The sequence below is a fragment of the Streptomyces sp. NPDC048604 genome (assembly GCF_043199435.1).
In the GTDB taxonomy this organism is placed as follows: Bacteria; Actinomycetota; Actinomycetes; order Streptomycetales; family Streptomycetaceae; genus Streptomyces.
The window spans coordinates 522,917-544,394 of record NZ_JBICVX010000003.1 but is presented as its reverse complement, the minus strand read 5'-3'; the positions used below and the strand labels follow the sequence as shown (position 1 = coordinate 544,394).

At 71.1% G+C, this 21,478-nt stretch carries 20 protein-coding genes; 5 read left to right on the top strand and 15 right to left on the bottom strand.

Features of this window, described 5'->3' with window-relative positions:
* Positions 1 to 999: an anion permease gene (locus tag ACGFMM_RS09175; RefSeq protein ID WP_393644635.1), complete on the top strand. Its 999-nt coding sequence runs from the start codon at positions 1 to 3 to the stop codon at positions 997 to 999.
* Positions 1,000 to 1,119: 120 nt separating this feature from the next.
* Here ACGFMM_RS09175 and pstB read toward each other — a convergent pair whose 3' ends face one another.
* The 4 genes from pstB to pstS all read right to left on the bottom strand — a co-directional run bounded on the left by pstB (position 1,120) and on the right by pstS (position 5,213).
* Positions 1,120 to 1,896 (bottom strand): phosphate ABC transporter ATP-binding protein PstB, encoded by a 777-nt coding sequence (gene pstB, locus ACGFMM_RS09170; protein WP_393644633.1) that lies wholly within the window; start codon positions 1,894 to 1,896, stop codon positions 1,120 to 1,122.
* A 28-nt stretch (positions 1,897 to 1,924) separates the two neighbouring features.
* Entirely contained in the window at positions 1,925 to 2,995 is a 1,071-nt protein-coding gene (gene pstA / locus ACGFMM_RS09165) for a phosphate ABC transporter permease PstA (protein WP_393644631.1), read from the bottom strand.
* Complete coding sequence (pstC, locus tag ACGFMM_RS09160) at positions 2,992 to 3,972, bottom strand: phosphate ABC transporter permease subunit PstC (protein WP_393644629.1); 981 nt, start codon at positions 3,970 to 3,972, stop codon at positions 2,992 to 2,994. Before pstC ends, pstA begins: the two co-directional genes overlap by 4 nt.
* A 104-nt stretch (positions 3,973 to 4,076) precedes the next feature.
* Positions 4,077 to 5,213 carry a phosphate ABC transporter substrate-binding protein PstS gene (gene pstS, locus ACGFMM_RS09155; RefSeq protein WP_393644627.1) on the bottom strand — a complete coding sequence of 379 codons (1,137 nt, stop codon included), beginning with the start codon at positions 5,211 to 5,213 and terminating at the stop codon, positions 4,077 to 4,079.
* Between the two features lie 130 nt (positions 5,214 to 5,343).
* Here pstS and ACGFMM_RS09150 point away from each other — a divergent pair, with 130 nt between their 5' ends.
* Positions 5,344 to 5,748, top strand: coding sequence for a recombinase family protein (locus tag ACGFMM_RS09150; RefSeq protein WP_393644625.1), 405 nt, complete (start codon positions 5,344 to 5,346; stop codon positions 5,746 to 5,748).
* A 38-nt stretch (positions 5,749 to 5,786) separates the two neighbouring features.
* Entirely contained in the window at positions 5,787 to 6,959 is a 1,173-nt protein-coding gene (locus tag ACGFMM_RS09145) for a recombinase family protein (RefSeq protein ID WP_393644623.1), read from the top strand.
* Here the strand turns inward: ACGFMM_RS09145 and ACGFMM_RS09140 are convergent.
* The 7 genes from ACGFMM_RS09140 to mshD all read right to left on the bottom strand — a co-directional run bounded on the left by ACGFMM_RS09140 (position 6,916) and on the right by mshD (position 14,151).
* Positions 6,916 to 7,359 (bottom strand): NUDIX hydrolase, encoded by a 444-nt coding sequence (locus ACGFMM_RS09140; RefSeq protein WP_393644621.1) that lies wholly within the window; start codon positions 7,357 to 7,359, stop codon positions 6,916 to 6,918. The genes ACGFMM_RS09145 and ACGFMM_RS09140 overlap by 44 nt on opposite strands.
* Complete coding sequence (locus ACGFMM_RS09135) at positions 7,356 to 8,483, bottom strand: CHAD domain-containing protein (RefSeq protein ID WP_393644619.1); 1,128 nt, start codon at positions 8,481 to 8,483, stop codon at positions 7,356 to 7,358. Before ACGFMM_RS09135 ends, ACGFMM_RS09140 begins: the two co-directional genes overlap by 4 nt.
* On the bottom strand, positions 8,470 to 10,719 hold the full coding sequence (locus tag ACGFMM_RS09130; RefSeq protein WP_393644617.1) for an RNA degradosome polyphosphate kinase: 2,250 nt from the start codon (positions 10,717 to 10,719) through the stop codon (positions 8,470 to 8,472). Before ACGFMM_RS09130 ends, ACGFMM_RS09135 begins: the two co-directional genes overlap by 14 nt.
* A gap of 202 nt (positions 10,720 to 10,921) precedes the next feature.
* Positions 10,922 to 11,893 carry a hypothetical protein gene (locus ACGFMM_RS09125; protein ID WP_393644615.1) on the bottom strand — a complete coding sequence of 324 codons (972 nt, stop codon included), beginning with the start codon at positions 11,891 to 11,893 and terminating at the stop codon, positions 10,922 to 10,924.
* Positions 11,890 to 12,726, bottom strand: coding sequence for an ABC transporter ATP-binding protein (locus ACGFMM_RS09120; protein WP_393644613.1), 837 nt, complete (start codon positions 12,724 to 12,726; stop codon positions 11,890 to 11,892). Before ACGFMM_RS09120 ends, ACGFMM_RS09125 begins: the two co-directional genes overlap by 4 nt.
* A complete protein-coding gene (locus ACGFMM_RS09115) occupies positions 12,723 to 13,115 on the bottom strand; it encodes a GntR family transcriptional regulator (protein WP_393644611.1) in 393 nt (130 codons plus the stop codon). Before ACGFMM_RS09115 ends, ACGFMM_RS09120 begins: the two co-directional genes overlap by 4 nt.
* 109 nt (positions 13,116 to 13,224) lie before the next feature.
* A complete protein-coding gene (gene mshD / locus ACGFMM_RS09110) occupies positions 13,225 to 14,151 on the bottom strand; it encodes a mycothiol synthase (RefSeq protein ID WP_393644609.1) in 927 nt (308 codons plus the stop codon).
* 174 nt (positions 14,152 to 14,325) lie between these two features.
* Here mshD and ACGFMM_RS09105 point away from each other — a divergent pair, with 174 nt between their 5' ends.
* Together ACGFMM_RS09105 and ACGFMM_RS09100 are read left to right on the top strand one after the other, a co-directional pair.
* On the top strand, positions 14,326 to 16,134 hold the full coding sequence (locus tag ACGFMM_RS09105; RefSeq protein ID WP_393644607.1) for a bifunctional metallophosphatase/5'-nucleotidase: 1,809 nt from the start codon (positions 14,326 to 14,328) through the stop codon (positions 16,132 to 16,134).
* Between the two features lie 132 nt (positions 16,135 to 16,266).
* Positions 16,267 to 17,121: a phosphatidylinositol-specific phospholipase C gene (locus ACGFMM_RS09100; RefSeq protein ID WP_393644605.1), complete on the top strand. Its 855-nt coding sequence runs from the start codon at positions 16,267 to 16,269 to the stop codon at positions 17,119 to 17,121.
* Positions 17,122 to 17,158: 37 nt separating this feature from the next.
* Here the strand turns inward: ACGFMM_RS09100 and ACGFMM_RS09095 are convergent, their stop codons facing one another.
* From ACGFMM_RS09095 to ACGFMM_RS09080, 4 genes are all read right to left on the bottom strand, one after another.
* Positions 17,159 to 18,568 carry a sensor histidine kinase gene (locus ACGFMM_RS09095; RefSeq protein WP_393644603.1) on the bottom strand — a complete coding sequence of 470 codons (1,410 nt, stop codon included), beginning with the start codon at positions 18,566 to 18,568 and terminating at the stop codon, positions 17,159 to 17,161.
* Positions 18,565 to 19,290, bottom strand: a complete 726-nt coding sequence (locus ACGFMM_RS09090; protein ID WP_393644602.1) for a response regulator transcription factor — start codon at positions 19,288 to 19,290, stop codon at positions 18,565 to 18,567. Before ACGFMM_RS09090 ends, ACGFMM_RS09095 begins: the two co-directional genes overlap by 4 nt.
* Before the next feature lie 44 nt (positions 19,291 to 19,334).
* Positions 19,335 to 20,315, bottom strand: a complete 981-nt coding sequence (locus tag ACGFMM_RS09085; protein ID WP_393644600.1) for a S1C family serine protease — start codon at positions 20,313 to 20,315, stop codon at positions 19,335 to 19,337.
* Positions 20,316 to 20,437: 122 nt separating this feature from the next.
* The gene (locus tag ACGFMM_RS09080) at positions 20,438 to 21,460 is read right to left on the bottom strand and encodes a LacI family DNA-binding transcriptional regulator (RefSeq protein WP_393644598.1); all 1,023 of its coding nucleotides are present in this window, start codon (positions 21,458 to 21,460) and stop codon (positions 20,438 to 20,440) included.
* Positions 21,461 to 21,478: the final 18 nt, after the last annotated feature.

The following is a 21,478-nucleotide window of genomic DNA, read 5'->3' as shown; positions in this document are numbered from 1 at the left end:
GTGGACACCTTTGCTCTGGTCGTGACCATCGGTGTCGCGCTCGGCTTCACCTATACCAACGGCTTCCACGACTCGGCGAACGCGATCGCCACGTCGGTCTCGACGCGTGCGCTGACCCCGCGCGCGGCCCTGGCGATGGCGGCGGTGATGAACCTCGCCGGCGCGTTCCTGGGCAGCGGGGTCGCCAAGACCGTCAGCGAGGGCCTGATCGAGACGCCCCAGGGCAGCAAGGGGATGGGCATCCTCTTCGCCGCGCTGGTCGGCGCGATCGTGTGGAACATGGTCACCTGGTACTTCGGCCTGCCCTCGTCGTCGTCGCACGCGCTCTTCGGCGGCATGGTGGGCGCGGCGCTGGCCGGCGGGATCGAGGTGATCTGGTCGGGAGTGCTGGAGAAGGTCGTCATCCCGATGTTCGTCTCGCCGGTCGTCGGTCTGCTCCTCGGCTACCTGGTCATGTGCGTGATCCTGTGGATGTTCCGCAAGTCGAACCCGCACAAGGCCAAGCGGGGCTTCCGGATCGCGCAGACGGTGTCCGCGGCGGGCATGGCGCTCGGGCACGGTCTGCAGGACGCCCAGAAGACGATGGGCATCGTGGTGATGGCGCTGGTCATCGCCGATGTCGAGCAGGCGGGCGACGAGATCCCGGTGTGGGTCAAGATCGCCTGTGCGGTGATGCTGTCGCTCGGTACGTACGCGGGCGGCTGGCGGATCATGCGGACGCTGGGCCGGCGGATCATCGAGCTGGACCCGCCGCAGGGGTTCGCGGCGGAGACGACGGCGGCGTCCGTGATGTACACGGCGTCCTTCATGTTCCACGCGCCGATCTCGACGACGCATGTGATCACCTCGGCGATCATGGGCGTCGGGGCGACGAAGCGGGTGAACGCGGTGCGTTGGGGGGTCGCGAAGAACATCGTCCTCGGCTGGTTCGTCACGATGCCGGCCGCCGCGGTGGTCGCTGCGCTGAGCTACTACGTGGTCAGGCTGTTCTTCGGGTAGAGCTCGGGTGGAGCCCGAAGGGCGCCGATACGCCGATACGAAATTGGGCCCGCTTCCCCTGTGGGGGAAGCGGGCCCTTCGCCTTGCGGTGGCACCGCCATGCAGCACCGCAGGACGTCTTTAGCCGAAGCGGCCCGAGATGTAGTCCTCGGTCGCCTGGACGGACGGGTTGGAGAATATGCGCTCGGTGTCGTCCAGCTCGATCAGCTTGCCGGGCTGGCCCACCGCCGAGAGGTTGAAGAAGGCGGTGCGGTCGGAGACGCGGGCGGCCTGCTGCATGTTGTGCGTCACGATGACGATCGTGAAGCGCTCCTTCAGCTCGCCGATCAGGTCCTCGATCGCGAGGGTGGAGATCGGGTCGAGGGCCGAGCAGGGCTCGTCCATCAGCAGGACGTCGGGCTCGACCGCGATCGCGCGGGCGATGCACAGACGCTGCTGCTGACCGCCGGAGAGGCCGGAGCCCGGCTTGTTCAGGCGGTCCTTGACCTCGTTCCAGAGGTTCGCGCCCTTGAGGGAGCGCTCGACGATGTCGTTCAGCTCGGCCTTCTTGTACTTGCCGTTGAGCTTCAGACCCGCCGCCACGTTGTCGAAGATCGACATGGTGGGGAAGGGGTTAGGGCGCTGGAACACCATGCCGACGGTGCGGCGCACGGCGACCGGGTCGACACCCGCGCCGTACAGGTTCTCGTCGTCCAGCATCACCTTGCCCTCGACCCGGCCGCCGGGGATGACCTCGTGCATGCGGTTGAGGGTGCGCAGGAACGTGGACTTGCCGCAGCCGGAGGGGCCGATGAAGGCCGTCACCGAGCGGGGCTCGACGGTCATGGAGATGTCGTCGATCGCCTTGTGGGCGCCGTAGTAGGCGGAGAGGCCGCTGACGTCGATTCGCTTGGCCATATCAGTTCACTTCCAGAGGTGACCGCGGTCAGCGGCCGGTCTTCGGGGCCTTCCAGCGGGCGATGCCGCGGGCCACCAGGTTGAGGATCATGACGAAGGCGATGAGGACCAGCGCGGCGGCCCAGGCGCGGGCCACGGCGGCGTCGGTGCCGACCGCGTACTGCTCGTACACGTAGAGCGGCAGGGAGGACTGCGCGCCTTCGAAGGGGTTCGGGTTGATGAGCTTCGTACCGAACACGAGGAGGAGGACGGGGGCCGTCTCACCGGTGATGCGGGCGACCGCGAGCATGACGCCCGTGGTGATGCCGCCGATCGCGGTGGGCAGGACCACCTTCAGGATCGTCCGCCACTTCGGGACGCCGAGGGCCAGCGAGGCCTCGCGCAGCTCGTTCGGGACGAGCTTCAGCATCTCCTCGGTGGAGCGCACCACGACCGGCATCATCAGGATGGCCAGGGCCATCGCGCCGGCGAACCCGGAGGGGCCGAAGCCCAGCATCAGGTTCCAGGTGGCGAGGATGAACAGACCCGCGACGATCGACGGGACGCCCGTCATGACGTCGACGAAGAAGGTGACGGCCTTCGCGAGCTTTCCCTTGCCGTACTCGACCAGGTAGACCGCGGTCAGCAGACCGATCGGCGCGGCGATCGCGGTGGCGATGAGGACCTGCTCGATGGTGCCGAGCAGCGCGTGGTAGATGCCGCCGCCGGCCTCGGCGTCGAGGACGCCGTTCATCGAGTGGCTCAGGAAGTACGGGTCGAGGACTTCCAGGCCCTTGCTGATGGTCGTCCAGGCCAGCGAGAGCAGCGGGACGACGGCGAGGACGAAGCAGACCCAGACGATGCTGGTGGCGACCCGGTCCTTGGCCTGGCGCTTGCCCTCGACCTTGGTGGTCACGGCGAAGGTGACGAGGACGAAGAGCAGCGCGGCGATCATGCCCCACTGGAGGCGGCTGTGCCAGCCGGCGCCGAGTCCGATGCCGATCGCGGCGGCGATCGAGCCGGCGGCGACGGCGAACGGCGTCCAGCGCGGGAGGCGCGCGTGGCTCAGGGGGTCCTGGACGACGGCGACCTTGGGACGGTCCTGTATGGCGGTCATCATGCGTTGGCCCCCGAGTACTCCTTGCGGCGGGCGATGATCCAACGCGCGGCGCCGTTGACCAGCAGGGTGATGGCGAAGAGCACCAGACCGGAGGCGATCAGCGCGTCACGGCCGAACTCGTTCGCCTCGTTGAACTTGGAGGCGATGTTCTGGGCGAAGGTGCCGCCGCCGGGGTCGAGCAGGTGGCCCGAGATGAGGAAGCTGGGGGAGAGCACGACGGCGACGGCCATCGTCTCGCCGAGCGCGCGGCCGAGGCCGAGCATCGAGGCGGAGATGATGCCGGAGCGGCCGAAGGGCAGCACCGACATGCGGATGACCTCCCAGCGCGTGGCGCCGAGGGCGAGGGCGGCCTCTTCGTGCATCCGGGGGACCTGGAGGAAGACCTCGCGGGTCACGTTGGTGATGATCGGCAGGATCATGATCGCCAGCAGGATGCCCACGGTGAACAGGGAGCGGGCGGGGCCGTCGCTGGACTTGTCGAAGATGTACGTCCAGCCCATGTACTGGTCGAGCCAGAGGTTCAGGCCGTCCAGGTACGGGACCAGGAAGATCGCGCCCCACAGGCCGTAGATGATGCTGGGCACGGCGGCGAGCAGGTCGACGATGTACGCGAGCGGCGCGGCCAGCTTGCGCGGCGCGTAGTGCGAGATGAACAGCGCGATGCCGATCGCGACGGGCACCGCGATCGCCATGGCGATGATCGAGGAGACGATCGTGCCGAAGGCGAGGACGGCGATGCCGAAGACCGGCGGGGTGCCGGCCGGGTTCCACTCGGAGGTGGTGAGGAAGTTCGTGCTGTCCTTCGAGATGGCGAGCGTGGCGCGGTAGGTCAGGAAGACCGCGATCGCAGCCATGATCACCAGAAGGGTGATGCCGGAGCCGCGGGACAGACCGAGGAAGATCCGGTCTCCGGCGCGGCCGGTGCTCTTGGCACTCCGGCTCTCTATGGGTGGTGGTGTCGTTGTGGTAGTAGCCATGGGACTCTCCGGTCTGCGGAACCCCGGGGGGTTCCTGGCGGCGGTGCACCGGATACCGAGGCCGGCCCGTCAGGGGTGCTGGACGGGCCGGTCCCGGTCTGGAATCAGGACAGGGTCGGGACGATCGTGCGGACCTTGGCCGCGATCTCGGCCGGGAGCGGGGCGTAGCCGGCCTCGGCGAGGACCTTCTGGCCCTCCTCGCTCACGGTGTAGTTGAGGAACGCCTTCAGGGTCGGCAGGGTCTCCGCCTTGTTGCCCTTGTCGCAGGCGATCTCGTAGGTGACGAGGATCAGCGGGTAGGCGCCCTCGGCCTTGGTCGCGTAGTCGAGGGACAGGGCCATGTCGGAGCCGGTGCCCTTGACCTTGGCGGCGGCGATGGCCTTGGACGCGTTCTCGGTGGTGGCCTTGACCGGGGCGGCGGCACCGGTGTTCAGGTCGACCGTGGAGATGCTGTTGGAGGTCGCGTAGGAGAGCTCGAAGTAGCCGATGGAGCCCTCGGTGCCCTTGACGGCGGTCGCGACGCCGGAGGAGCCGTTGGCGGCCTGGCCGCCCTGGGCGGGCCACGACTTCGACTTCGGGTCGTGCTTCCAGTCGGCCGCGGCGGCGGTCGAGAGGTACTTGCCCAGGTTCTGGGTGGTGCCCGACTCGTCGGAGCGGTGGAAGGCCTGGATGGTGGAGGCCGGCAGCTTGGCGCCCGGGTTCAGCTTGGCGATCGCCGGGTCGTTCCACTTGGTGATCTTGTTGTCGAAGATCTTGGCGATGGTGGAGGCGTCCAGGACGAGGTTGTCCACGCCGTTCAGCTTGTAGCCGATGGCGATGGGGCCGCCGACCATCGGGAGGTTGACGCCCTTGCCGCCCTTGCAGATCTTCTGCGACTCGGCGACCTCTTCGTCCTTCAGGGCGGAGTCGGAGCCCGCGAAGGCGACCTGGCCCTGGTTGAACTTGGTGATGCCACCGCCGGAGCCGATGGGCTGGTAGTTGACCTCGACGCCCTCACAGGCCGCCTGGAAGTTCTTGACCCAGAGGTCCATCGCGTTCTTCTGGGCGGAGGAGCCGGCGGCCAGCAGCTGGCCCTTGGCGCCGTCGCACTTGATGTTCGACGCAGCGGTCGTCTTCTTGTCGCCGCCGTCGGCGCCGCCGGTGTTGTCGTCCGAACCACACGCCGACAGGACCAGGGCGCCGGAGACGACGAGGGCACCGATCGCGGAGGCGCGAAGCCCGTTCTTGCGCGAAAGCTTCACTTTCGGGTGTTCCTTCCAGAAGCCGCCCGCCCTGACCTTGGCGTCGAGGCTGTTCTACGGCGGCGTGTGTCGGGTTGAGTGTCGCGGCGCAGTGCCGTGCACCTTGTACAGCCGAAATTAGGCAGATCAGGTGAAGCCGTCGACGGATGAGAGTGAACGGCAGGTGAACCATGCCGAAAGGCACGGTGCGGGGGGCACACCGGAGGGCTGGTTGGGTGGGCGGACGCCGTTGATCTCCTACGCCAGGGTCTCCGCGGACCGGCTGAACGGCGACTCGATCGGCGTCGCACGCCAGCACAGGAACAACATCAGAAGCGCGGAGCGGCAGGGCTGCGCGGTGGTATTGCACTACGAGGACAGCAATGTGACAGCTGCGAAGGCCGGAGTGGCGCGCCCGGCGTTCCGCCGGATGTGCCAGGACATCATGCACGGTCGTGAGCGGGCGTCCGGGATCCCCGTGCGGGGTGTGTCAGCGTCGAGCGTGAGAGGGTCTACCGCCTTCCCCGCGACTTCGTCGCGTTTCAGGATGCTCTGATCACGGCCGGTGACGGCGTTTTCATCGAAGGTTCCACTTTGCTGGATCTCGCGCACGACGACGGCCTCGCTCTCGCGGTGGCGGAAGTGGGCAGAGCGCGCTCCCGTGCGGCGAGGAGCCGCGCCGACCGTGCGGAGGAGGGCCGGGTCTACGGGGGGCCGCGCCGATTCGGCTGGCTGGGCGCCTCCAGGGACCCCTATCGACTCGGCAACAAGCACAGGAACGAAGAGGAGTGGCCGCACCTGTTGGCCATGATCAAGGCGCGTAGCGCGGGGACGTCGTGGCGCGGGATCGCCGGCGATCTGAACAGACGAGGTGTCGGGACGGCACGGGGAGGACGCTGGTCGGAACAAGGAGTGAAGGCTCTCGTCACCAATCCGGCCTGGTGGGGCGGTCGCGTTCTCAACGGTGTACTGGTGGCGGACCCCGAGAGCGGCGAGCCCGTGATCGGGGAGTGGGACTGTGTCGACGAAGAGCTGGAGGGAATCGGAGTCGAAACATGGAAGACCATCATGACCGGCGTGAACGCGGCGCGCTTGCACCGAGGCATGGAGCGGGAGGGGAATGCACGCCGGCCTGCGGATGCCGCGCAGACGCGGATGTATCTCTTCTCCGGAGTTCTGCGGTGCGGGCGGCTCAATGACTTCGGAGAGGTCTGTCGCTCGAAGCTCAGCGGCAACAAGGCAACGGGCAGGAATGCCAAGTACGGCGACTACTACAGGTGCGGAGACGCCAACTGCAAGGGCATCGGTCGACGGGTGGAGCCGGTGGACCGATACCTGGAGGGCTTGACCCTCGCCCACTTGGACGAGTACTTCGCCGACACCACGGCAGAGACGGTCGCGTGGCGCGGTGAGGAGAAGCTGAATGTGCTTCGTGCGCAACGACAGGAGATCGAGGAGTCCGTAGCCGCAGGGGAGACGGCCTGGGGCGACGTCCGAGATCTCCTCGCGCGTCTGAACAGGAACGTCGAGGGCATGGTGGAAAGGCGGGAACACCTCTTGGCGGAGGCGAAACGAAACCTGCTGCGTGGGTGGAGCCGTGAGAAGTGGGAGGGCATGGGGTTGGACGAGAGGCGCGAGGTGATTTCCCGGGTACTGGCCCGCGTACTCGTCCTACCCGTGCCGACGGGTGTCAGCGACAAAGCCCCGTTCGATCCGACGCTGCTCAGGCCTGTCTGGAGTCGGGAGGCCGCGGCCCCCACAGGGTGAGCAGGTCGTCGACGAGTGCCCTGTCCCTTTCCCGAGTCAAGCGGGCTCGCGCGGCTTCTGGGGAGAGCCAGAGCATCCGGGACACTTCCCGGCTGGGTCTGAACGAACCACCAGCGGCCTCCGCCGCCCAGTAGCGGACCTCCTTGGGGCGCCCCTCGACCTGGTAGTGGCTTGTGGGCAGCTCAGTACCCAGGTCGCACGTCATGCCGGTCTCCTCCAGCACCTCCCGTACAGCGCAGTGCCGGGCATCCTCCCCGCGCTTCTGCTTGCCCTTCGGGTGGGACCAATCAGACCACTTGGGCCGATAGACGACGGCGATTTCCAGCTCGCCGTCGCCGTACGGCGAGCGTCGCCACAGCACGCAGCCGGCGGCCAGGATCGGGGTGGGGGCGGTGGTCATGAGACGGGGGCCGCCGTTCGCTGCCAGGTCTGCTGGAAGGCGTAGCGGGCCGCCTCGACCTCGTGCCGCTGGTCGGCGTGGAGCACGCCGAGCGCGTACGCGGTGGCCGGGGCGATGCGCGGGGTACGGGCCGCCGTGGCGGCCGCGGCGGCGGCTTCGGCGGCGTCCCGGTGCCGGTCCAGCGCGCGGCCCGCGTCGAACAGGACCGGGTCCGGGCCGAGGTCCCCGCGTACCGCCTCCTGGGCGTACCGGTGCAGCCGCAGCAGCTGGCGGGCCCGGTGCCAGGGGGCGTCCTGCGTCTCGCCGGCCGCGAGCTCCAGGGCCTCCGCGTTGTACGGGTGCGCCGCGCGGGCCAGCGGCAGTACGGAGACCGCGTCGAGCAGCTTCCGCTCGACGACCTCGGCGGGGGCGTGCAGGACCTCGGCGGCCGGGGCCGCGCCGGCCGGGCCCAGCGGCACCTCGGAGGCCAGCAGCGCCACGGCGTCGGCGACGGCGTGGAACCGGGACGAGCCCAGTGCCTGCAGCGCCGCCGAGTGCGCCCGGGTCCGGGCCAGGGTGAGCTGCCGCTCCAGGAGCGCCCCGGCGCGGGCCGCGCCGACGGTCAGCCCGTGCGCTCCGCCCTCCGCGGCGCGTGCGGCCGGTACGGCGGTCCCGTTCCCGGCGCCCGACAGGCGGGACAGCGCGTCCATCAGCCGGACGAGCCGGGAGGTGCAGGCGTGTTCCAGGGCCAGCGTCCCGGACAGCCAGGCCAGCTCGGTGCGCAGGTCGTCGGCCCAGCCGGAGTCGAGCAGCACCCGGAAGGTGTGCAGGCTGCCGCTGATCCGGCGGGCCGCGCCGCGCAGCGCGCGGGCGGCCTCCTCCGCGCCTCCGGTGTCCGCGCCGCTCTCCGCGTGCAGCCGCAGGCTGCGCAGGAAGTCACCGGCGCGGGCGTGCAGGTAGGGCGCCAGCACTTCTCCCGCCGTGGCGTCCCCGGCCGCGGGCCTTCCTGCCGTGAGGTCCCCGGCCGCGGGCCTGCGCGCCGTGGGCTCCCCTGCCGTGGGCTTCCCCGCCGCGGGCGGCCTGTCGCCGTCGACCGCCGCCGGCTGCGCCGCCGTCGCGGCCCGGGGGTATTCAGGGTTGTGCACGCCGGCGCCTCCGCGCGTCGATGAGCATCTCCTGGACGTGCTTCAGCGGCTGGCCGTCGGGGTCGGTCGCGTGCCGCGTCCAGTTCCCGTCCGGGCCGAGGTGCCAGGAGGAGGCGGTGTCGGACATCCCGGTCTCCAGGAGCCGGGAGAGCGCGGCCCGGTGGGCCGGGTCGGAGACCCGGACCAGGGCCTCGATGCGGCGGTCCAGGTTGCGGTGCATCATGTCGGCGCTGCCGATCCACACCTCGGGCTCGCCGCCGTTGCCGAAGGCGAAGATCCGGGAGTGCTCCAGGAAGCGGCCGAGGATGGAGCGGACCCGGATGTTCTCCGAGAGGCCGGTGACGCCGGGGCGGATCGCGCAGATGCCGCGGACCCAGATGTCGACCGGGACGCCGGCCTGCGAGGCCCGGTAGCAGGCGTCGATGATCGCCTCGTCGACCATGGAGTTGACCTTGATGCGGACGTAGGCGGGGCGCCCGGCGCGGTGGTGGGCGACCTCCTTGTTGATCCGCTGGATCAGGCCGTCCCGCAGGGACTTGGGGGCGGTGAGCAGCCGCCGGTAGGTCTCCCGGCGGGAGTAGCCGGAGAGCCGGTTGAACAGGTCGGACAGGTCCGCGCCGACCTGCGGGTCGGCGGTGAGCAGGCCGAGGTCCTCGTACAGCCGGGCGGTCTTGGGGTGGTAGTTGCCGGTGCCGACGTGCGAGTACCGGCGCAGCGTCTCGCCCTCCTGGCGGACGACCAGGGAGAGCTTGCAGTGCGTCTTGAGGCCGACCAGGCCGTAGACGACGTGGCAGCCGGCCTCCTCCAGCTTGCGGGCCCACTTGATGTTGGCCTGCTCGTCGAAGCGGGCCTTGATCTCGACGAGGACGAGGACCTGCTTGCCGGACTCGGCGGCGTCGATGAGCGCGTCGACGATCGGGGACTTGCCGGAGGTCCGGTACAGCGTCTGCTTGATCGCGAGCACGTCCGGGTCGGCGGCCGCCTGCTCCAGGAAGGCCTGGACGGAGGTGGAGAAGCTGTCGTACGGGTGGTGCAGCAGCACGTCCCGTTCGCGCAGCGCGGCGAAGATGTCCGGCGCGGACGCGGACTCGACCTCGGCGAGGTCGCGGTGGGTGCCGGCGACGAACTTCGGGTACTTCAGCTCGGGCCGGTCCTGGGAGGCGATGCCGAACAGGCCGGTGAGGTCCAGCGGGCCGGGCAGCGGGTAGACCTCGGACTCGGAGATCTTCAGCTCGCGGACCAGCAGGTCGAGCACGTACGGGTCGATGGACTCCTCGACCTCCAGGCGGACCGGCGGGCCGAAGCGGCGGCGCAGCAGTTCCTTCTCCAGGGCCTGGAGCAGGTTCTCGGTGTCGTCCTCCTCGACCTCGAGGTCCTCGTTGCGGGTCACCCGGAACATGTGGTGCGCCAGCACCTCCATGCCGGGGAACAGCTCCTCCAGGTGCGCGGCGATGACGTCCTCGAGCGGGACGTAGCGCTGCGGGGAGGCCTCCAGGAAGCGGGTCAGCAGCGGCGGGACCTTGACCCGGGCGAAGTGGCGGTGGCCGCTGACCGGGTTGCGCACGACGACGGCCAGGTTGAGCGAGAGGCCGGAGATGTACGGGAAGGGGTGCGCGGGGTCGACGGCGAGCGGGGTGAGCACCGGGAAGATCTGCTGCCGGAACAGCGTGAACAGGCGGGCCTGCTCCTTCTCGGTGAGCTCGGGCCAGCGGATCAGGTGGATGCCCTCGTCGGCGAGGGCCGGGGCGACGTCCTGCTGGTAGCAGGCGGCGTGCCGGGCCATGAGCTCGCGGGAGCGGGTCCAGATCAGGTCGAGGACCTCGCGGGGCTGCAGTCCGGAGGCGGAGCGGGTGGCGACGCCGGTGGCGATGCGGCGCTTGAGGCCGGCGACGCGGACCATGAAGAACTCGTCCAGGTTGGACGCGAAGATCGCCAGGAAGTTCGCCCGTTCGAGGAGCGGGGTGTGGGGGTCCTCGGCGAGTTCCAGGACGCGCTCGTTGAAGGCGAGCCAGCTGCGTTCGCGGTCGAGGAAGCGCCCCTGGGGAAGTTCCGCGCCCTCGCCGTCGCCGTGGTCCTCGTACACGTCGAGGTCGGCGTCCAGGTCGGGCTCCAGGTCGGACACCGGGCCGGCGTGGTTGACGGCGTGCGGGCGGTGCGCGGCTATGGAACCGATCGACGGCTGGGCGGTCGGCTGGGCGTCGTTCTGGACCGGGACCTCGGCGGGCTGCTGGCTCATGGCCCCATTCTTCCGCGCGAAGGGGTGAACGGGCGCGTCGGAGCGGGCCGTGGTGGAGGGGAGTCTCCCGATGGGGAGGTCGGGCACGGCGGGCTTCATTGAGTGAGCGTCGCAAGCGCGTCTGAATGGCGGGTGACGACGACATGTCGTGCGGGCGACCGGGGACGGGGCCGCAGGGGGCCGTGCGGCCCCCTGCGGGGGCTCACCCGTGGCGGCGGCGGAGCAGCCGGAAGGCGAGCAGGACGGCGAGCGCGGCGACGACGATACAGATGCCCGATTCGACGAGCTGGATGGGCCAGAAGTGGGACGGGGGGTGGGCGTCGACGAAGTCGGTGACGCCGCCCCGGCCGGTCATGCACGCCCGCGCGGCGTCCGGCTGGACCGTCGTGCAGTCGGCCCAGGACAGGCGCTCGCCGGTGGCGGTGAGCATGCCGGAGTCCAGCTGCCAGACCGCGCCTCGGAGGTCCACGCCGCCCTGGCCGGTGACCGTCTCGACCATCCACAGGCGGGGGCGTACCTGGGCGAGGACCGCCAGCGCGGTCCCGACGACGAGCGCCGTCGCGCTCATGGCGACGACGGTGCGCCGTACGAGCAGGCCGACGGCGGCGCCGACGGCCAGCCCGAGCAGGGTGTGCGCGACGGGGACGACGCCGTGCGAGACGAACATCGTGGGCTCGTACCAGTACGTGGGGTAGTCGTGCGCGGGGCCGGTTTTCCAGGCCCAGGAGAAGGCCAGGGCGAGCAGCGGTACGCCGACGACGGCGAACGCGGCGGGCACGGCCAGTTTGGCCGCGAGCCAGCGCGCCGGGTGGACGCCCTGGGTCCAAGCCAGCTTGTACGTGCCCGATTCCAGCTCCCGTGCCAGCATCGGGCCGGCGACGAACGCCCCGAAGAGGGCGGGCAGGACGAGCATGCCGAGCGCGGTGTACTCGATGAGGTGCCGGGTGGCCCACTGGCCGTCGAGGTACTCGCGGACGGGCTGAAAGCACGCCCGGTTCACGCTGCCGGGGGTGCAGCCGGCGGCGCGCAGCGTGTCGGCCGTATGGCCCGACCACAGGTACGAGCCGACCAGCGCGACGAGCGCCACGACGCCGAGCGCGAGCGCCGTCCACATCGCCCGCCGGTGCTGGCGCACCGTCACCCAGTAGGGGCCCTTCAGCATCGTCAGGCTCATGCGGGGGCTCCTTCGGGGGTGCGCAGGTGGGCGAGGAGGAGGTCCTCCAGGGTGGGCTCGGCCGTCTCCCAGGGGCCCTGCACGGGGCCCTCGTGGCGGACCAGGGCCGTGAGCTGACGGCCCGTCGTGCGGGAGGAGACGACGGTGTGCGGGGCCAGGTCGGCGACCGGGCCGGTGAGCAGGGTGTGTGCGGCGAGGAGTTCGTCGATGGGTCCTTCGAGGCGGACCCGGCCGCCGTGCACGAGGAGCAGGTGGTCGCAGGCGCCCTCCAGCTCGGTGAGGATGTGCGAGGACATCACGACGGTGGTGCCGCGTTCCGCCGCGTCCGCCATCAGCGCGCCCATCAGTTCGCGGCGGGCCAGCGGGTCGAGGTCGGCCATCGGCTCGTCGAGCAGCAGGAGTTCCGGCCGTTTGCCCAGGGCGAGGGCGAGCGCGAGGCGGGTGCGCTGGCCGCCGGAGAGGGAGCGGACCTTCGCGTCGGCGGGGAGCGGGCCGCTTTCCGTGATGCGTTCGGCGGCGGCCGCGTCCCAGTGGCCGGGGTTCAGTTCCTGCCCCAGGCGCAGCGTCTCGGCGACGGTGAGCTGCCCGTACAGCGGTTTGTCCTGGGCGACGTATGCGAGCCGTTCCCGCGCGGGCGCCGTGATCCGTCCCTCGGTGGGCCGCAGCAGTCCCGCCGCGAGGCCGAGGAGCGTCGACTTGCCGGCTCCGTTGGGTCCGACGAGGGCGCAGATCCGCCCGGCCGGAAGGGTGAAGCCGCAGTCTTTCAGCGCCCACCCCCGGTGGCGGCTGTAGCGCAGGCCGAGGCTCTCGGCCTCGACGACCGGTGCGGTCATAGGTGTTCGTCCCCCTTGAAGTGCTGGTCCAGTACGGATGTGAAGAGCGCGGCGACGTCGTCCCGCTCCAGTCCGGCCGCCCGGGCCCGGCGCGCCCAGTCCGTCAGCTCGGCCCGCAGGGGCGAGTCGGCGGGGGCGGCGGTGCCGAGGGTCGCGCGTACGAAGGTGCCGAGGCCGCGGCGGGCCTCGACGAGGCCTTCGCGTTCGAGCTCGCGGTAGGCCTTGAGCACCGTGTTCGGGTTGATGGCCGTCGCCTCGACGACCTCGCGCGCGGTGGGCAGCCGGTCGCCCGGCTCCAACAGGCCCATGCGGAGGGCCTGTTTGGTCTGCTGGACGATCTGGAGGTAGGTGGCGACGCCGCTGCGCCGGTCGATGCGGTACTCGACCATGCTCTTCCACCACCCTTTCACTAATCGAATAGTGAAAGGGTGGTGCAAGAGAGGGGGCGGTGTCAACCGCCCCCTCGTCGTCAACCGCCCCCTCGCCGACGGCAGTCGGCTAGGACTCCGTGCGGTACATCAGGTCCACCTCGTGCGTCGCGAAGCCCAGCCCCTCGTACACCCGCACCGCCGCCGTGTTGTCCCCGTCCACGTACAGCATGGCCGTGGGCAGCTGCTGGGCCGCCAGGTGCCGCAGCCCGATCGCGGTCAGCGCCTTGCCCAGCCCGCCGCCCTGCGCGTCCGGCAGGATGCCGACCACGTAGACCTCGCCGAGCTGCTCCTCCGCGTGCACCTTCGTCCAGTGGAAGCCGACCAGCCGGCCGTCCTTCTCCGCGAGGAAGAAGCCCTTCGGGTCGAACCACGGTTCGGCCATCCGGTCGTCCAGGTCCCGCTGGGTCAGCGAGCCCTGCTCGGGGTGGTGGGAGAAGGCCGCCGCGTTGACCGCGAGCCATGCCGCGTCGTCCTGGCCGGGGACGAAGGTGCGGACGGTGACGCCCTCGGGCAGCGCCGGCTCGGGGAACGCGACCGGGGTCAACGGGCGGCGCATCTGCCGCAGTTCGCGGAACAGCGTCAGCCCGAGCACCTGCGCGAGATGGCGGGCGGCCGCCTTGCCGCCGTGCGCCCAGACCCGCAGCCGCTTCCCGGAGGCGCCGAGCAGGGCGCTGCCGAGCGCCCGGCCGTGCCCGCGGCCCCGGTGGGCGGGGTGCACGACGAGCTCGGCGGCCGGGGCCTCGATCGGGTCGGTGTCCTCCAGCTGGGCGTAGCCGCGCAGTTCGGGCCCGACGGTGAGCAGCAGATGGCTGATGCCCTCGCGGCTGCCGTGCCGCAGATACAGCCGGCCCTGCTCGGAGACGGCGTGCACCCCGTCGACGCGGTCGGCCTCCGCGAGCAGTTCGAGGACCTGGTCGATCTGCTCGGGGTCGAGCGCGTCGTAGGTGCGGATCTGCCGTCCGGGCTCCAGCGCCGGCGCCGAATCAATCGTCATGGGTACGAGCCTACGGCGGCCGGGGGCGCAAGTCGGAGAAGTCGCTGTGACGGGAGTCAACCTGCTCGTAACCCGTCGACCCCTGTTGCGCTACGCGCGTTGACTCTAGGCTGCATCGCTGGGCCGAGAGTCAAGCGACGCCGCACAAGGGGCGCGGGGGCCTAAAGGGGAGACATGTCTACGACACGGAAGAAGAACAGAGCCGTACGGCGGATACTCGCCGCCGGCGCGGGGATCGCCACGGTCGGCGCCCTCGTGGCGGCGCTGCCCGCCGGGGCCTCCGACACCAAGGGCGGGGGCGGCTACGGCGAGGGGCGGTACGTCGACGTACAGCTGCTGTCCTTCAACGACCTGCACGGCAACCTGGAGCCGCCGACCGGTTCCTCCGGCCGCCTCACGCACCGCAACGAGGACGGCACCACCAAGACCATCGAGGGCGTCGGCGGCGTCGAGTACCTCGCCACGCACCTGCGGCAGGCCCGCCAGGGCCAGCGGTACTCCGTGACCGCCGCCGCGGGCGACATGATCGGCGCCTCGCCGCTGGTCTCCGGTCTCTTCCACGACGAGCCGACCGTCGAGGCGCTGAACAAGCTGAAGCTCGACGTCAGCTCCGTCGGCAACCACGAGTTCGACGAGGGCGCGCGCGAGCTGGCCCGGATGCAGAACGGCGGCTGCCACCCGGTCGAGGGCTGCTTCGAGGAGGGCAAGACCTTCCGGGGCGCGAACTTCCCGTACCTCGCGGCCAACGTGACGAACGAGAAGTCCGGCCGTCCGATGCTCGACCCGTACTTCGTCTGGGAGCGCAACGGCGTCAAGATCGGCTTCATCGGCGTCACCCTGGAGGGCACGGCGAACATCGTGTCCGCCGAGGGCATCAAGGGCCTGAAGTTCGGCGACGAGGTCGAGACGATCAACAAGTACGCCAAGGTGCTGGAGCGCAAGGGCGTGAAGTCGATCGTCGCGCTGCTCCACGAGGGCGGCATGCCCGCCTCGGGCGCGTACAACTACGACTGCGACACCCCGGGCGCCGGCGCCGGCATCTCCGGCCCGATCGTCGACATCGCGAAGAACGTGACGCCGCAGGTCGACGCCCTGGTCACCGGCCACACCCACCAGGCGTACGCCTGCACGATCCCGGACCCGTCGGGCAAGCCGCGCACGGTCACCTCGGCGGCCTCCTTCGGCCGGCTCTACACCGACACGACGCTCACCTACGACCGTCGTTCGAAGGACATCGTCCGTACCGCCGTCGCCTCCGCGAACCACGTCGTCACCCGTGACGTGACCCCGGCGAAGGACATGACCGACCTGATCGGCCGCTACAAGGCGCTGGCCGCGCCGATCGCCGGCCGTCCCGTCGGCCACATCTCGGCCGACATCGAGAACCCGATCGACGGCGTCGAGAAGCCGCTCGGCAACCTGATCGCCGACGCGCAGCTGGAGGGCATGGCCCCGGCCGACAAGGGCGGCGCCCAGCTCGCGCTGATGAACCCGGGCGGCATCCGCGCGCCCCTGGTCCGCGCGCAGGCCAACGGCGAGGGCGACGGCGTGGTGACCTACGGCGAGGCGTACACCGTCCAGCCGTTCACCAACATGATGACGGCGGTCGACCTGACCGGCGCTCAGCTGATCACGACGCTTCAGCAGCAGGTCAGCGGCGCGAACCAGGCCGCCCCGAAGATCCTGCAGGTGTCGAAGGGCTTCACGTACACGCTGGACATGACCAAGACCGGCGCCGACCGGATCGTGGTCGGCTCGGTGCGGCTGAACGGCGAGGCGATCGACCCGGCGAAGACCTACCGGGTCGCCATGAACGAGTTCCTGGCGGGCGGCGGCGACGGCTTCCCCGTGCTGAAGGAGCACACGAACAAGCTGGTCGGCGCGTCCGACCTGGACCTGTTCACCGCCTACCTGGGCGCCAACTCCTCGGCGAGCGCCCCGCTGGCGCCGCCGGCGCTCGGCCGGATCACGGTCGTCAAGTGACCCTGAGGTAGCGCTCGGCGAAGGGGCGGCGGCCGGTTCGACCGGTCCGCCGCCCCTTTCGTGTGCGCACGACCCTGGTTCGTCCGTGCACGACCCTGGTTCATCTTGTCGCGTACGCGTCATACTCCGCGCATGGACCGACGACGCTTCCTCGCGGGAGCCGCGGCAGCATCCGCCGCCGTCCTCGTCGGGGCCCCGTCCGCAAGGGCGGCTGCCTCGACCCAGGACTGGATGGCCGGCCACGGCGACCCCACCCCGCTCCAGCGGCTCACGATCCCCGGCACCCACGACTCCGGCGCCCGCTTCGGCGGACCGTGGAGCGAGTGCCAGAACACCACGATCGCCCAGCAGCTCGCCTCCGGCATCCGCTTCCTCGACGTCCGCTGCCGGGTCACCGGCGGCTCCTTCGCCATCCACCACGGGGCCTCTTACCAGAACATGATGTTCGGCGACGTGCTTGTGGCCTGCCGGGACTTCCTCGCCGCCCACCCCTCCGAGACCGTGCTCATGCGGGTCAAGCAGGAGTACTCCACCGACTCCGACGCCACCTTCGGCGCGATCTTCACCGACTACCTCGACAATCGGGGCTGGCGCCCGCTCTTCCGCATCGGCGACACCGTCCCCGCCCTCGGCCAGGCCCGCGGCAAGGTCGTCCTCATCGCCGACAACGGCGGGCTGCCCGGCCTCAAGTGGTGGGACGGCGGTGCCCTCGCGATCCAGGACGACTGGAACGCGATGCCCGACGCCAAGTACCCGAAGATCGAGGCCCACTTCCGCACGGCCGCCGCGCAGCCCGGCAGGCTGTACGTCAACTTCGTCAGCACGTCCGCCTACCTGCCGCCGCGCTGGAACTCCGACAACCTCAACCCGCGGGTGCACCGCTTCCTGGACGGCACGGCGAACGGCTGGAAGGGCCTCGGGATCGTCCCCCTGGACTTCCCCGCCACCCGCTCAGGCCTGGTCGAGTCCCTCATCCGGCACAACTGAGCCGCGCGGCTCCGGCGTCACTGCACCGGCTCCGGCGTCACCGCTGCGGCGGCGGCGCCGGAGCCCCCGGCAGCCGGATCACCGCCGCCGTGCCGCCGCCCTCGGCCGGGGCCAGCGCCACCGTGCCGCCCGACTGCTGCACCGTACGCGCCACGATCGACAGGCCCAGACCCGAACCCGGCAGGCTGCGCGCCGACGGCGAGCGCCAGAACCGGTCGAAGACGTGCGGCAGCTCGTCCGCCGGGATGCCGGGACCGTGGTCCCGCACCGTCAGCGTCCCGTCCCGCGCCAGGGTCACCTCGACCGTGCCGCCCGGCGGCGAGAACTTCACCGCGTTGTCCAGCACGTTCACCAGCGCCCGCTCCAGCCCGGCCGGCTCCGCCCGTACGTACCAGGGCGCCAGCTCCGTGACGAAGGTCAGCTCCGGCCCGCGCAGCCGCGCCCGGTCCAGCGCCGAGCGCAGGATCTCGTGCAGCCCCACCACCTCCAGCGGCCCCGGCGCCACCGCGTCCGGCCGGGACAGCTCCTGAAGGTCGCCGATCAGCGCCGCCAGCTCCGTCATCTGCGCCTTCACCGAGGCCATCAGGGCCCGCCGGTCGTCCGGCGGCAGCGCGCGGCCCGTCTCCTCGCTGCGGGCGAGGAGTTCGACGTTGGTGCGCAGCGAGGTCAGCGGGGTCCGCAGCTCGTGCCCCGCGTCGGCGATCAGCTGCGCCTGCCGGTCCCGCGAGGATGCCAGGGCCGCGGTCATCGCGTTGAACGAGCGGGACAGCCGGGCCACCTCGTCCTCGCCCTCGACCGGGATCCGCACCGTCAGGTCCTCGGTCGCCGCCACGTGCTCGACCGCGTCGGTCAGCCGGTCCACCGGCTTCAGCCCGGCCCGCGCCACCCACAGCCCGACCGCGCCGGCCCCGATCACCCCGATGCCGGAGACCAGCAGCAGCACCCAGGCGAGCGTGGCCATCGAGTTGTCGATCTCGGACGTGGGCCGGGCGATCGACACGCCCACCACGCCCTGCTGGAACTGCTGCTGGTACGTGTAGACCCGCATCTCCTGGCCGTTCTCGGCCTGCTCCGTGTGCAGCGTGTCGGCGAGGGCGCCGCGCGCCACCGCCAGATCCGCCGGCCGCACCGGGATCGGCGAGGCGCCGTACGAGCAGGACCTGCCCGTGCTCAGCACGATCTGCACCGTGTCCCGGCCGCCCATCGCGGGCACCGCGGAGTCGTCGACGCCGCCCACGCAGTCCAGCACGAACCCGGGCACCTGCTCCCTGGGCAGCCGGGTGTTGCGCAGCGTCGCGTCCCGCTCCTCCTCCAGCTGCGCCCGCGTCACGAACCAGCACGCCGCCGAGGCCGCGGCCACCGCCAGGGCCACCGCCAGCGCCGTCAGCAGGGCGAGGCGGGAGCGCAGCGGCAGCGCCCGGAGACGCCCGGCCGGTCTCACGGTCACGCCTCGCCGCCGGACCGCAGCGCGTACCCGACGCCGCGCACCGTGTGCACCAGGCGCGGCTCGCCGCCGGCCTCCGTCTTGCGCCGCAGGTACATCACGTACACGTCCAGCGAGTTCGAGCTGGGCTCGAAGTCGAAGCCCCAGACCGCCTTCAGGATCTGCTCCCGGGTCAGCACCTGCTTCGGATGGGCCAGGAACATCTCCAGGAGCGTGAACTCGGTCCGGGTCAGCTCCACCGCCCGCCCGCCGCGGGTCACCTCGCGGGTCGCCAGGTTCATCCGCAGATCGGCGAACGCGAGCACGTCGCCCTCCGGCTGCGGCTCGGCCGCCCGGACGTAAGAACTGCGCCGCAGCAGCGCCCGGATCCGGGCGAACAGCTCGTCCAGCTCGAACGGCTTGACCAGGTAGTCGTCCGCGCCCGCGTCCAGGCCGGTGACCCGGTCGCCGACGGTGTCCCGGGCGGTCAGCATCAGGATCGGCAGCGTGGCGCCCGAGGCCCGGATGCGCCGGGCGGCCGTCAGCCCGTCCATGCGCGGCATCTGCACGTCGAGGACGACCAGCTCGGGGCGGTACGACTCGATCTTGGCGAGCGCGTCGAAACCGTCCACGGCCTCCTCCGTGGCATAGCCCTCGAAGGCCAGCGAGCGGCGCAGCGCCTCGCGGACCGCGGGCTCGTCGTCGACGATGAGGATGCGTTCGCCTTCCGGCGCCGGACCAGTCATGGGCCCAGACTCGCACGCCGTGGCGTCGGCGGGCCCGGGCGCGCTCAGTTGTCGCCGCCGGAGCGCAGGGCGTCCAGATCGGCCTTCACGGTGTCGACCGGGATCGCGAAGCCGAGGCCGACGCTGCCGGCCGTCGAGCCGCCTGCGGAACTGGGCGAATACATCGCGGAATTGATGCCGATGATCTCGCCGTTCATATTGATCAGCGCGCCGCCGGAATTCCCCGGATTGAGCGAGGCGTCGGTCTGGATCGCCTTGTACGTGGTCTTGGAATCGCCGGTGTCCCCGTTGAACTCCTGGCCGCCGAACTCGAACGGCCAGCCCTGCCGCGGGTCGTACTGGGGCTGCTGTTGCTCGCCCTGGCCCTCGTCCTTGGCGACCGTCACGTCGCGGTCCAGGGCGGAGACGATGCCGGAGGTGACGGTGCCGGTCAGGCCCTCGGGGGAGCCGATCGCCACGACCTCCTCGCCGACCTTCACCTTCGACGAGTCGCCGAGCGTGGCGGCCTTGAGGCCGGAGGCGCCGCGGAGCTTGATCAGCGCCAGGTCCTTGTCGGGGTCGGTGCCGACGACCTCGGCGGCGTACTTCTTGCCGTCGCTGAGCCGCACGCTCAGCTCCGAGGCCCCGGAGATCACATGGTTGTTGGTGACGATCTCGCCGTCGGAGGTGATGATCACGCCCGAGCCGGTGGCCCGGCCGGAGGTCCCGTTGGCGGTGATCTCCACGATGGACGGGGACACCGCCTCGGCCACGCCCGCGACGGTGCCCTTGCTGCTCGCCGAGACGCTGGTGCCGTTCACGGCGCCGGAGCCGGCCGTGACCGGGTCGGCGGTGTACTGCTGGACCAGCGTCGCCGTCCCGCCGCCGATCGCCGCCGCGGCGAGCGCGACGGCGGCCATGAGGCCGACGCCCCGCCTGGCCCTCCGCGGGGCGGGGGAGACGTGCGCCGGACGCGGCTGGTACGGGGGCTGTGGCGGCTGCGGCGGGTAGTACGGCTGCTGGGGCTGCTGGGGGTAGTCCGTCATGGGAAAGACTCTCGGAGCCATGCATGAGAACTGTCTGAGGACCGGCTGAGAAGCCCGACAGAAGCGTGTATGCCCCAAATAAAGGAGGAGGCGGGCCTCTGTCGGCAGCCCCTACACAGCCCCTACGCGCAGCCGCAGGAGCGCCGTACCACCAGCGCGGACGGGAACTGTCGCACCCGCTCGCGCCGCGAGCCCGAGACCCGCAGCGAGTCGTCCAGGACCAGGTCCACCGCGGCCCGGGCCATCGCCGGCCGGTCCGAGGAGATCGTGGTCAGCGGCGGATCGGTGAGCGCCGCCTCCTTGACGTCGTCGAAGCCCGCCACCGCCAGCTCGGTCGGCACGTCGATGCGCAGCTCCCGGGCCGCGCGGAGCACGCCGATCGCCTGGTCGTCGGTGGAGCAGAAGATGGCCGACGGCCGGTCCGGGCCGGAGAGGATCTTCAGGCTCACCTGGTACGCGTCGTAGCGGTTGTACGGGGCCTCGAACAGCAGGCCGTCCGTGGGGCGGCCGGCCTCCTGCATCGCGCGCCGCCAGCCCTCGACGTGGTCGGCGACCGGGTCGCCGACGGACGGGGTGTCCGGCACGCCGCCGAGACAGGCCACGGAGGCGTGCCCGTGCTCCAGGAGGTGCCGGGTGGCGAGCTGCGCGCCGCCGATGTCGTCGGTGACCACGGCCACGTCGTCGATCGCCTCGGGCCGCTCGTGCAGCAGCACCACGCGGGCGTCCCAGGCCTCGATCTCCTGCGCGGCGCGCTCGCTGGGGCCCTGGCTGACCAGGATCAGCCCGGCGACCCGCATGCCGAGGAAGGCCCGCAGGTAGTGCACCTCGCGGTCGTCGCGGTAGTCGGAGTTGCCGACCAGCACCATCTTGCCGCGGTCGGCGGCGGCCCGTTCGACCGCGTGCGCCATCTCGGCGAAGAAGGGCTGCCGGGCGTCCGGCACGATCATGCCTATGAGGTCGGTACGCCGCGACGCCATCGCCTGGGCCACCCGGTCGGGCCGGTAGCCGAGCTCCTTGATGGCGGCGAGGACACGCTCGCGCGTGGCCGGGGCGACCGGCCGGGGTCCGTTGTTGATGACGTAGCTCACGACCGCGGTCGAAGTACCCGCCAGTCGCGCCACATCGTCCCGCGTCACCTTGGCCACGCGCGAAGTCTACGCGGG